This window comes from Synechococcus sp. R55.2, from assembly GCF_047462075.1.
Lineage (GTDB): Bacteria > Cyanobacteriota > Cyanobacteriia > Thermostichales > Thermostichaceae > Thermostichus.
Genome location: NZ_JANSIH010000029.1, coordinates 1 through 1,414 on the forward strand (window position 1 = coordinate 1; position 1,414 = coordinate 1,414).

2 protein-coding genes are annotated in these 1,414 nt (G+C 63.8%); both read right to left on the reverse strand.

Features of this window, described 5'->3' with window-relative positions; genetic code table 11:
* On the reverse strand, window positions 1–577 hold a 577-nt coding region (locus tag NW838_RS00915), incomplete at its 3' end, for a CbiQ family ECF transporter T component (protein WP_414427316.1).
* Between the two features lie 115 nt (window positions 578–692).
* The coding region (locus tag NW838_RS00920; protein ID WP_414427317.1) for an SH3 domain-containing protein at window positions 693–1,414 on the reverse strand (722 nt) is incomplete at its 5' end.

Below are 1,414 nucleotides of genomic sequence, written 5' to 3' on the forward strand. Positions count from 1 at the left end.
TCAACAAAAACAAATGGGGGGCGTCGAGCAACGTAAAAATGAGGGTGCCCAGCCGCAGCGCCACCGATAGAGAACGGCGGGAGACCTGAAAGGTTCGTCCCAATAGGGAAAACTGAACCAGGCGGTAGCGATAAGGAGTTTGCCAGGCACGGGTTTGCGCCCGCCAGGCACGGTCTGGGGATCCCTGTTCTACGGCCAAGTCGAAGTGCCCTGCACCGCTAACGGGAACAGCGGGGATCCCGGTCAGCCCATAGCCCACCACCTGCATATCCTGCCGTTGCGGTTGGGGAAAAACCCCCAATCCATCCGGCGCCAAGCTGGTGATCCCAAAGGTGAGCAGGCTCAGGGCCAGCACCAGGGAGAGTTGGCCCGACCAAACCCGGCGCGGCAGACGGGCCGCCACAGTTAGCAGCAGAAGAGCCACCACCACAGCCAAGCGCCAACCATTGCCGGCCAAAATGGGGCTGAGGAGAAAGCTGAGCAGCCAGGCCAGCTTAACCCGCGGATCCAGGCAATGTAGCCAGGTGCGAGGCTCTTCCAGATAAATCCCCAGCGGGGCATTGCGCAGAATATCCACAACAGTTGAGAAGGAAGCAGACTATACCCCTTAAAAGGGCGGGACCGAGAACTCCGTCCCCGTAGCGCGGTCGCAGCAGCGTTGCGGAGCAATAACAGCTGGCAGCAAGGGAGAGCTAGAGCCGTTCCACCAGACGGGTGGAGCCCGACTGGGCAGCGACCCATCCCCCCGGAGCCCCATCTCGCTCGATGCGCAGCCAGACGGGCACCTGTCCCTCCCCAGCCTGCACCTCCACCACCCGCAGCAGGGCTTGGCGTGGGGCTGTCCCGACAATGGCTCCCGTCAGGCTGGGTTGCTGGCGAATGTTGAGGCCATCGTTGGAGACCACCCGCACCTGTTGTACTCCTTGCCACTCCGCCAGAGGGCCAGTTAGCTCAGGCGGGGGAGCGGGTTCTGTCTGGCCGGGATTGTCGTTCGCGGAGGCGTCGCGTGGCGATATGTCAACCGGCGGCTGCTCAATTTGCACCTGGGGCTGCTCCAGCGGCGGTGCCGGTGGCGGCGTGAACAGGCCCCGCAGCATTTGCCAGATGACCAGCAGGGAGAGAATGCCCACACCAACTACCCCGGCCACTCGCGTCAGCGGTGCGAAGCCCACAGCGGGAAGGGCAGGACGCTTACGGGATCCCAAGCGGCTGCGGCGGTAACGTTCCACTTCCTGCATTCCGCTCACGCCAGCTCCCTCCCGCTGAGGGGAACGGTCTTGGGCGCGTTCGCGACAGCGGTGCGGAGCACTAGAACTCTCATCGGCAAGAGAAGAGACGCCTGCTTTGGGGGTGCTGCGGTAAGAGGGCAAATCAGAGAGGCGCGGGGGTTCTGGCCCCCCCTGTTGCCAAGGGG